The sequence below is a fragment of the Micromonospora sp. AMSO31t genome (assembly GCF_008868175.1).
In the GTDB taxonomy this organism is placed as follows: Bacteria; Actinomycetota; Actinomycetes; order Mycobacteriales; family Micromonosporaceae; genus Micromonospora.
This window is the reverse complement of sequence record NZ_WBKT01000213.1, coordinates 1-9,011: the sequence shown is the minus strand read 5'-3', so window position 1 is coordinate 9,011 and position 9,011 is coordinate 1. Positions and strand designations below refer to the sequence as shown.

Below are 9,011 nucleotides of genomic sequence, written 5' to 3'. Positions count from 1 at the left end.
CGGGGCGGCGGCGACCGGGCCGCGCGGGCGGCGGAGCAGGAGGACGACGACCACGGCGACCAGCAGCAGCACGACCACCCCGCCGACGACCAGCAGCCACGGGAACCCGCCGTCGTCGGCCGCGGCGGCGGCCGGGCTGGCCGAGGCCGACGGCCGCGCCGGGGCCTCGGCCACGGCCCGCAGCTCGGCCGGCTTGGGCTGGTTGGCGACCACCTTCCAGCTCACCGACCGGCCGTTGATCGTGCCGTTGGTGTCCAGCACCCGGCCGGGGAAGGTCACCGAGATCTCGAACGACATCAAGGTCATGAAAGCCTGCTGGTTCCGCGGATCCTGTTCGGCAACCTTTCCGCCGTATTTCTTGGGATCGAGCGGGAGCGAGAAGCGGTAGAGATCGCCGTCCCGGGCCAGATTCACACTCTCGCTGGTGAATTGCGACAACGGCGTTTTCCGGTACGCGATCTGAATGCCGTAGTAGTTGGCGTCCTCGTATCGCGTCTCGGCGCCGGCGGGGAGGGTGGGGATGTTCTGCCGCAGCTCGGCGAACGCCGCCGCGACGTCGGGGTTCCGCCGCTTGAGCACCGACTTCTCGGCGGTGAGCAGGAGTTGGCCGGTGACCGTGTCGTCGGGGTCCACGGTCAGCCCCAGGTTGAGCTGCATGCAGCCGCTCAGTGCCGCCACCAGGGCGAGACACACCGCGAGGCGGAATGCCCTGCTGCGGCCGAGTCTCGTATTCATGGGCACAGTGTGTGTGATCGCCGTCACGTGCCGCAGTCAGCGATCAGTCACAGGCCTGTCGCCGATCTTACCGGCCCGCTCTCCCATTCGGCCGACCCGGAAAACGCGCGCGATCGATATTCTGGAGGATTGTGCGCGCGCAATTTCTCAGGCCGGCGCCTGCCAGTCGGCGTACCGGGCCGCGCCGCGCAGCGCCGCCCTCGCCGGGGTCAGCCGGAGCACCCCGTCGCGCAGGGCGACCGCCGCGGGGTGGCGCAACTGCTGGCCGAACCGCCCGGCGCGGGCCGAGGCCCGGGCGACGGCCTGGCTGCGGGGCCGCCGCTGCCGGTCGTACGCGGCCAGCGCGCCGGTCAGGTCGTCCAGCCCGCCGCGCAGGCGGCGCCGAGCACCACGGCGTCCTCGATGGCCTGCCCCGCGCCCTGCCCCAGGTGCGGCGTCATGGCGTGCGCCGCGTCGCCGAGCAGGGCCACCCGGCCCCGGACGTACGACGGCAGCGCGGTGGCCAGGTGGAACAGGTCGGTCCGGAGCACCGCCCCGGGCGGCGTGGCCGCCAGCAGTGCGGGTATCGGCTCGTGCCAGCCGCCGAAGCGCTCCCGGACGGCCGCCAGCTCGTCCGGCTCGCGCCCGCCGGGCGGGGCCGTCTCCGCCGCGTACCAGTAGAGCCGGCCGTCGCCGAGCGGGACGGTGCCGAACTCCCGGCCCGGCCCCCAGGTGACGGCCGTCGCCACCGGCGCGGTCCAGCGGATCGCCGCGCGCCAGGCCGTCGAGCCGGAGTACGCCGGGGCCGGCAGATCCGGCCAGAGCCGCCCGCGCAGCACGCTGTGCAGCCCGTCGGCCCCGACCACCAGGTCGGCCCGGAGCGTGGTGGTCGTGCCGTCCCGCCGGTACGTCACCGCGGGCACGTCGGGGTCGACGTCGATCACGTCGGCCTCGGTGACCAGGGCCGAGGCCGGCAGGGCGGCGCGGAGCAGCCGGTGCAGGTCGGTCCGGTGGATCCCGAGCGCCGCGGTGCCGAGCGCCCGCTCCAGCGCGGCGCCCTCGATCCGGGACAGCCACCGGCCGTCGCTGGTCCGCAGCCCGCCCGGCGAGTCCGGCACGCCCTGCCGGCGAAGCGCGTCGCCCACGCCGAGCGCGTCCAGGCCGCGCAGCGCGTTCGCCATGAGGGTCAGGCCGGTGCCCAGTTCGCGCGGCTCGGCGGCGCGTTCGAGGACCGTGAACCGCCAGCGCCGGCGGTGCAGGGCCAGCGCCGCGGCGAGCCCGCCGATGCCGGCGCCGACCACGATCGCGTGCGGCTCGCCCATGCCGACCACCCTTCTACGCCTGTAGAAACGCCATACTACATCCGTAGAACGTCGGTGAGGAGGGGCGACAGTGAGTGGACGGGCGGCCCGGGTGGCCCGGCTGGCCGACGCGGCGATCGAGCTGCTGGCCGAGGGCGGCATGCGGGGACTCACCCACCGCGCCGTCGACGCGCGGGCCGGGATGCCGCCCGGCACCACCTCGGCCTACCTGCGGACCCGGCAGGCGCTGATCGAGGCCGTGGTCCAGCGCCTGGCCGACCTCGACCGGGCCGACCTGGCGGCCCACGAGCTGCCCACCGAACCGCCCCGCGCCGCCCCGGCGCTCGGGCCGGACGGGCTCGACCAGCTCGCCGCCGGCGTGGCCGAGGTGCTCGACCGCTGGCTGACCACCGGCCGCAGCCGGGCCCTCGCCCGGTACGCCTGCCTGCTGGAGGCCGTGCACCGGCCCGAGCTGCGCCGGATCCTGGAGCACGGCACGGCGCTCCGCGTCCAGGCCCGGGACCTGCTGGCGCGCGCCGGCGCGCCGGACCCGCGCCGGCAGGGCGACCAGCTCGTCGCGTTCATCGACGGGCTGCTCTTCGACCGCCTGGTCGGCGCCGGGGCGCTCAGCGCGCCGCCGCCCGGCACCCCGGCCAGCCGGGAGGACCTGCGGGCCGGGGTGCGTACCCTGCTGAGGGCGTTCACCGGAGCCTGACCCGGCCGGGCCGCCCCCGGCCGTGACCGCCGACACCGGCGCACGGTGGCGCGCACCGCTGCCGACCGGCCGGACCAGGCCGCAGGATGGGTGGGCGGGCGACAGGAAGGCAGGTCATGGCGGGGTGGAAGGTGGTCCGGCTGCTCCGGCTCGGCGCGTCCGACGCCACGCCGCGACCCGGAGCGGCCGTCCGGGAGGCGGCCGGGCGGTTGCGGCGCGGCTGGCTGCCGGTGGTGGAGGCCACCCTGGCGGCCACCGTGGCGTGGATCCTCGCCACCCGGCTGGTCGGCCACACGCAGCCGTTCTTCGCCCCGGCCGCCGCGCTGATCGTGCTCGGCCAGGCCCGCGGCCAGCGGATGCGCCGGGCCGTCGAGGTGGTGCTCGGTGTCGCGGCCGGCGTGCTCGTCGCCGACCTGGTGGTGCAGGCGCTCGGCCCCCGCACGACCTGGACCGTGCTCACCGTCATCCTGCTCACCGTCGCCCTGGCCGTGGCCGTCGGCGCCAGCTCGGTCACCGTGGTGCAGGCGGCCGTCTCCGCGCTCTACCTGGTGGTGGTCTCCCCGCCGACCGAGTCGCTGGTCCCGTTCCGGTTCGTCGACGCGCTGATCGGCGGCGCGGTGGCCGTGGTGGCCAGCCAGCTCGTCGACGCCCGCCGGCCGCTCGCCCCGCTGGTCGACGAGTTCCGGCACACCTTCGCCGAGCTGGCCGCGGTGCTCGACGAGATCGCCGACGCGCTGGACCGGGGCGACGACGCGGCGGCGCTGGCCGCACTGGAGCGGGCCCGGCACGCCGACGCCGGGGTGGAGCGCCTGCGCGGCGCGGTGCGGGCCGCCGGCGAGGCGCTGCGGCTGAACGTGCGCCGCCGCCGGCACCTGGGCCGGCTGCGCTCCGTGGGGGGCTCCATCCGGCAGATCGACTACGCGGTCCGCAACGTCCGGGTGCTGGCCCGCGCCGCCGTCACCCTGACCCGGGGCCCGGCGCCGGTCCCCGCCGAGCTGGGCGGCGCCGTGCGGACCCTCGGCGAGGCGGTGCGCTCGGCCGGCGACGCGCTGGCCGCCGACCTGAACGGGCAGGACGGCATCGCCGACGCCCACGCCGAGCGGGTCGAGGTCGCCGCGCTGGAGGCGGTCCGGGCCGCCGGCCGGCTCTTCACCCCCGGCGAGACCCTGCCGCTCGCCATGATCATCGGACAGGTCCGGGCCACCGCCATCGACCTGCTGCGGGGCGTCGGCGGCGACGACGACGCGACAGTGCTCGCCCGGGTCGACGCGGCCGTCACCGGGCCGGGGCACTGACCCGGCTCACCCCGCCAGCCAGTCCACCGCCCGCCGCCGAATCTCCGCCGGCACCTCGTGGCCGCCCGCGAACTCGGCGTACTCGGCCGGGTAGCCGAGCGTGTGCAGGCGGGGCACCAGCCGCCGGCTGCACACGTCGACCGGCAGCACCCGGTCGTCGGTGCCGTGCGAGACGAACAGCCGGGGCCTGCCGTGGGTGACCAGCGGCGCGGCGAAGCCGGGAGAGAAGGCCAGCACCGCGTCGACCAGGTCGCCGTTGGTCAGGCCCAGGGAGAGGGCGTACGAGGCCCCGTCGGAGAAGCCGCCCACGGTCACCCCGGCCACCGGGTACGCGCGGAGCGTCGCGGCCAGCAGCGCGTCGATCCGGGCCACGTCCGGGCCGTACCCCTCGGCGATGAGGTCCCAGGTGCTGGCGAGCGCCTGCGGGGCGAGCAGCAGCAGCCGGTGCGCGTCGGCCAGCGGCAGCAGCAGGTCGAGGCCCTGCCGGGCCGAGCCGCCCGCACCGTGCAGCAGCAGCACCAGCCGGTACGGTCCCGCCCCGCCGGCCGGCACGTGACGCAGCGCGGGCGGCCCGCCGGCCGGGTCGGGGACCTCGGCCGGACCCGTCGGGCCGGGCGCGGTCACGGTGGCGGGGCGGGCGGTCAGCCGGCCGTGCCGGTATCCCTCGTCGGGCTGCCGGTGCGGCGGCGCGGGTTCGGTCACCTCGCCCCCCTGTCGTCGGTCGGGTCGGGCGGCGGATACCCGGCTGCCGGCCGCTCAACCACCGACGCTCAGGCGCTCTCGCGCGCCACCAGGGTCGAGGGGAACGCGGTCACCGGCGGCACGGGGCGGCCGTCGAGGACCGCCGTCGCGGCAGCCGTGGCGATCCGGGCCACCGGATGGGTGGCCGTGGTCAACGCCGGGCTGCTCACCGCCGCGTACGGGATGTCGTCGAACCCGGCCACCGCCACGTCGTGCGGGACCCCGATCCCGCGCCCGCGCAGCGCGGCGATCGCGCCCAGCGCCGTGGCGTCGCTGGCCGCGTAGATCGCGTCGGTGTCCGGCCAACGGGTGAGCGCCTCCAGCGCCGCCCGGCCGCCCCGCGCGGCCGTGAAGTCGCCGGTGACCAGCCGCACCGGCAGCCCGGCCGCCCGCATGAGCCGCTGGTACGCGGTCACCGACCGCTCGGCGCAGCTCAGCCAGCGCGGGCCGGTGACCATGGCGATCCGGCGGCGACCGCCGGCGTGCAGGTGGCGCAGCACGGCCTCGGCGCCGGCGGCGTTGTCCACGTCGAAGGAGGGGACGGCCGGCGAGCCCGTGCCGATCGAGACGACCCGCCCGCGCAGTCCGGCGGGCACCGCGTCGAGCACCGGCGCGGTGGTGTTGACCAGCAGCACCCCGCAGACGCTCCGGTCGCCGCCGAGCCGGCGCAGCCCGGCCGGGGCGCCCAGCGGCAGCCACTCCAGTGCCACACCCACCCCGTGCGGGGCGCACACCCGGGCCGCCGCGCTGACCAGCCGGTCCACGTACGGGTCGTCGAGCACGGTGGCGTCGGTGCCGGAGACCGCCACGACGAGGCGTACGCCGGCGCCCCGGACCAGCGCGCGGGCCGTGGTGTTCGGCACGTAGCCGAGCCGGTCGGCGGCGGCGCCCACCCGGTCCCGGGCGTCCACCGAGGCGAACCCGTAGCCGCCGAGCACCCGGGACGCGGTGGCCCGGGACACCCCGGCCGCGCGGGCCACGTCGTCGAGGGTCGCGGGGCGGGTGGTCGGCGTCTCCATGTCTGGTCCTCCCGTGCTGGCCGTTCTGTCGGCATCATGCCCGGTCGGTACCGGCCGGGGTAAGGGGTGGGAGCGTTTGTGGTGGTAGCGCTCTCAGGTGTGCGATGGTCGTCGGACGACCCTGCGGGAGAGGACGACACCACGGTGAGCAGCACCATCGACGCGCCGGCCGACGCCGGCGCCGCGACCCCGCGGGCGGTCCTGGCCGCCCGCACCGGCGTGGCGGTCGTGTTCGCCCTCAACGGGCTGGCGGTGGCCACCTGGTTCGCCCGCGTGCCCGCCATCCGCGAGTCGCTGGGGCTCAGCGCCGGGCGGCTCGGCCTGCTGCTGCTGGCCATGTCGGCCGGCGCGCTGGTGGCCATGTCCACCGCCGGCCTGGTCACGCTGCGGCTCGGCCCGGCCCGCACCGTGGCGGCCTCTACCGTGCTGGTCGCGCTCGGCCTGACCGTCGCCGGCCTCTCCGCGAGCCTGGGCGGCTCGCTGGTCGGCGTGGTGGTCGGGCTCTTCGCCGTGGGGTACGGCTCCGGCACCTGCGACGTCGCCATGAACGTCGAGGGCGCGGCCGTGGAGAAGCGGCTCGGCCGGACGATCATGCCCCGGTTCCACGCCGCCTGGAGCCTCGGCTCGGTCGCCGGGGCCGGGCTGGGCGCCGGCGCGGCCCGGCTGGGCGTGCCGGTCGGCTGGCACCTGCCCGTGATCGCCGTGCTGGTCCTGGCCGGCACGCTCCTCGGCGTCCGGGCCTTCCTGCCCGCGCCGGCCGAGCCGGCCGGCCCGGTCGAGCCGGCCGCGCACCGGCGCGCGCTGCTGGCCACCTGGCGGGAGCCGCGCACCCTGCTCATCGGCCTGTTCGTGCTGGTGATGGCGTTCACCGAGGGCAGCGCGAACGACTGGCTGGCGGTGGCGTTCGTCGACGGGTACGGGGCGAGCGAGGCGGCCGGCGCCGCCGTCTTCGGGGTGTTCGTGGTCGGCATGACCCTCGGCCGGACCGCCGGGACCGTGGCGATCGACCGGTGGGGCCGGGTGCCGGTGCTGTTCGGCACGATCGCGCTGGCCGTCACCGGGGCCACGTGCGCCGTGCTGGCCGGCTCCGGGCCGCTCGCCGTGGTCGGGGTGGCGCTGTGGGGCGTCGGGGCGTCGCTCGGCTTCCCGGTCGGGATGAGCGCCGCCGCCGACGACGAGGACCGGGCGCCGACGCGGGTCAGCGTCGTCGCCATGATCGGCTACACCGCCTTCCTCGCCGGCCCGCCGCTGCTCGGCTTCCTCGGTGACCACCTGGGCATCCTCGACGCCCTCGGCCTGGTCCCGCTGCTCCTGCTGCCGACCCTCGCCCTGGTCCCGATCCTGCGGCCGCCGGCCCGCTGACCGGCGGTCCCCCCGCCGCCGCCCGCCGACCGGCTCAACCGACTCCCACCCGGCTCGCAGCCCGTTCCCAGGTAGGGGTGCTGCACTGGATGGAACGCCGAGGAGAGGAGGCGGGCATGGGCTGGTTCAGCCGACGGGCCGCCGACCCGACGACCCCGACGAAGCTCGACCGGGAGGCGAACCGGGACGACCTGGCCGCGCTGGAGGCGTTCGTGACCAGCCGGCGCGGGGTGGAGTTCTACCTGGAGCCGGAGACCACGGCCACGGACACGACCGTGGTGGCCGTTGCCCACGACGGTGAGTGGATCCGCCGCCGCGTCGGCACGCCCCGGGTCGCCGGGAAGATCGCCCAGAAGCACGCGGTCCCGCTCTACGAGGCCGGCCGCACCGGCTACCCGGAGCGGATGCGCGCCTGGAACCGGGCCCACCCGGAGCGGCGCGCCCGCTGACCCCGGCTCAGCCGCCGGCCAGCGCGGCGCGCGCCTCGGCCAGCCGCAGCGGTTCCTCGTGGGCCGAGACGAACCAGGCGACGTCGTCGTCGAGCAGGCTCGCCGCGAGCGCCAGGTCGGGCCCGTCCTCGGGCGTCCGCAGGTGCGCGGGCGGCGGGTACCAGCAGTCGCCGAGCAGCAGCACCCCGGAGTCCGGCACCCGCACCACCGCGGAGTCCGGCGCGTGCCGGCCGCCCACGTGCCGGACCACCACGCCGGTGGGCAGGGTCAGCTCGTCGGCGAAGGTGCGGGTGGGCGGGAGCACGGCGAAGCCGTCCCAGGAGTCGACCGCCAGGGCCCGGGCGCGGAAGCTGTGCCCGAGGCGGGGGTTCTCGCGGACCTGCTCGCGCAGGTAGCGGTGGCTCCACGGCCGGGACGCCTCGGCGCGCAGCAGGGCCACCGCCGACTCGTGCCCGACGATCTCCACCTCCGGCCAGGCGCAGGCGCCCCAGACGTGGTCCCAGTGGTGGTGGGTGTAGACCAGCCAGTGCGGCGCCGGCAGCCCGGCCGACGCCAGCGCGGCCCGGACCTCGCGGGCGTGGGCGGGGCTCTGGCCCGCGTCGACGATCACACTTCCGCGCTCGTCGGCGACCACCGCCACGGTCGGGCGGACCGCGAGCGGGTCGGGATCGCCGGGGAACAACCAGACCCGGCCGTCGAGGTGTCGCAGCGTCACCGGCAATTCCTCCCCGCTCCGTGGCAGGCCATCCACAGCCGACCGCGATGCTATCCGCCGGCTGCCGCTCCGGGTGGCCCCGGCTGCGACGACGCCGATCGTCCAGTGCGAGCGACGGCGGCCGGGAATAGCCGCCACGGAATGCCGGAATGCGCGCCTTCCCATCGACTCACGCCATTGCCATCGAGGCGACGGGCGCGGGGGCCGAATCGACCGCTGCGGATGCCGTGGGCCGGGCGGCGGGCCGGGGACCCGGCGTTGACCCGGCCCGGGCGGCTGTGGCAGCATTCGCGGCCTGACGGCAGTGAAGGAAGCCGGTGCGATTCCGGCGCGGTCCCGCCACTGTCACCGGGGAGCGATCCCCCCTCGTGAGTCACGGCCGTGCGTGCGCGGTTGGAAGGCCGGGGGAGAGCGTCGATCCGGAAGCCAGGATACTTCGGCCGTCGGAGAGCCCCAGGGCGTGGACACCCGAGGAGGACCCGATGCACGGCCTTTCCGCCATCGACGACGATCGTCGTTCCCGGCCGGCGCGCACCGACGCGCCGCTGACCGCTCACCCCGCCGCCCCGCAGGCCGCCGTGCCGCGCGCCGGGCGGGCCCGCGCCGTCCGCCGCTGACCGCCCCGCCGGGTTCGCACCCGGCCGGGCGCCCCTGCCGACCTGCCGTCGGTGAGCCGTCCGCCGGACCCGCGTACCCGCCG

10 protein-coding genes and 1 riboswitch are annotated in these 9,011 nt (G+C 77.1%); of the genes, 5 read left to right on the top strand and 5 right to left on the bottom strand.

The window, feature by feature from the left end:
* Positions 1–735: DUF3153 domain-containing protein (locus F8274_RS28545; protein WP_225854018.1), on the bottom strand; the 735-nt coding region annotated here is incomplete at its 3' end.
* Positions 736–1,085: 350 nt separating this feature from the next.
* Positions 1,086–2,036, bottom strand: coding sequence for an FAD-dependent monooxygenase (locus tag F8274_RS28540; RefSeq protein ID WP_225854017.1), 951 nt, complete (start codon positions 2,034–2,036; stop codon positions 1,086–1,088).
* A gap of 70 nt (positions 2,037–2,106) precedes the next feature.
* Between F8274_RS28540 and F8274_RS28535 the strand changes: the two genes are divergently transcribed.
* Positions 2,107–2,730 carry a TetR/AcrR family transcriptional regulator gene (locus F8274_RS28535; RefSeq protein WP_225854016.1) on the top strand — a complete coding sequence of 208 codons (624 nt, stop codon included), beginning with the start codon at positions 2,107–2,109 and terminating at the stop codon, positions 2,728–2,730.
* Between the two features lie 116 nt (positions 2,731–2,846).
* A complete protein-coding gene (locus F8274_RS28530; protein ID WP_151465456.1) occupies positions 2,847–4,025 on the top strand; it encodes an aromatic acid exporter family protein in 1,179 nt (392 codons plus the stop codon).
* 6 nt (positions 4,026–4,031) lie between these two features.
* Here the strand turns inward: F8274_RS28530 and F8274_RS28525 are convergent, their stop codons facing one another.
* Together F8274_RS28525 and F8274_RS28520 are read right to left on the bottom strand one after the other, a co-directional pair.
* Positions 4,032–4,727 carry an alpha/beta hydrolase gene (locus F8274_RS28525; protein ID WP_192580031.1) on the bottom strand — a complete coding sequence of 232 codons (696 nt, stop codon included), beginning with the start codon at positions 4,725–4,727 and terminating at the stop codon, positions 4,032–4,034.
* Between the two features lie 68 nt (positions 4,728–4,795).
* Positions 4,796–5,785 (bottom strand): LacI family DNA-binding transcriptional regulator, encoded by a 990-nt coding sequence (locus F8274_RS28520; RefSeq protein ID WP_151465455.1) that lies wholly within the window; start codon positions 5,783–5,785, stop codon positions 4,796–4,798.
* Between the two features lie 144 nt (positions 5,786–5,929).
* On the opposite strand from F8274_RS28520, the gene F8274_RS28515 reads away from it, so the two are divergent.
* Both F8274_RS28515 and F8274_RS28510 read left to right on the top strand, forming a co-directional pair.
* Positions 5,930–7,147 (top strand): MFS transporter, encoded by a 1,218-nt coding sequence (locus tag F8274_RS28515; protein WP_151465454.1) that lies wholly within the window; start codon positions 5,930–5,932, stop codon positions 7,145–7,147.
* Between the two features lie 116 nt (positions 7,148–7,263).
* The gene (locus F8274_RS28510; protein ID WP_151465457.1) at positions 7,264–7,596 is read left to right on the top strand and encodes a hypothetical protein; all 333 of its coding nucleotides are present in this window, start codon (positions 7,264–7,266) and stop codon (positions 7,594–7,596) included.
* A gap of 7 nt (positions 7,597–7,603) precedes the next feature.
* Here the strand turns inward: F8274_RS28510 and F8274_RS28505 are convergent, their stop codons facing one another.
* Entirely contained in the window at positions 7,604–8,311 is a 708-nt protein-coding gene (locus F8274_RS28505) for an MBL fold metallo-hydrolase (protein ID WP_225854015.1), read from the bottom strand.
* 307 nt (positions 8,312–8,618) lie between these two features.
* Positions 8,619–8,748, top strand: a riboswitch (cobalamin riboswitch).
* A 45-nt stretch (positions 8,749–8,793) separates the two neighbouring features.
* On the opposite strand from F8274_RS28505, the gene F8274_RS32400 reads away from it, so the two are divergent.
* The gene (locus F8274_RS32400) at positions 8,794–8,928 is read left to right on the top strand and encodes a hypothetical protein (protein ID WP_255474590.1); all 135 of its coding nucleotides are present in this window, start codon (positions 8,794–8,796) and stop codon (positions 8,926–8,928) included.
* Positions 8,929–9,011: the final 83 nt, after the last annotated feature.

Bases quoted from the DNA above. Each gene is read 5' to 3' on its own strand.
- F8274_RS28540 (WP_225854017.1), bottom strand. From the start codon at position 2,036: ATGGGCGAGCCGCACGCGATCGTGGTCGGCGCCGGCATCGGCGGGCTC.
- F8274_RS28530 (WP_151465456.1), top strand. From the start codon at position 2,847: ATGGCGGGGTGGAAGGTGGTCCGGCTGCTCCGGCTCGGCGCGTCCGAC.
- F8274_RS28520 (WP_151465455.1), bottom strand. From the start codon at position 5,785: ATGGAGACGCCGACCACCCGCCCCGCGACCCTCGACGACGTGGCCCGC.
- F8274_RS28510 (WP_151465457.1), top strand. From the start codon at position 7,264: ATGGGCTGGTTCAGCCGACGGGCCGCCGACCCGACGACCCCGACGAAG.
- F8274_RS32400 (WP_255474590.1), top strand. From the start codon at position 8,794: ATGCACGGCCTTTCCGCCATCGACGACGATCGTCGTTCCCGGCCGGCG.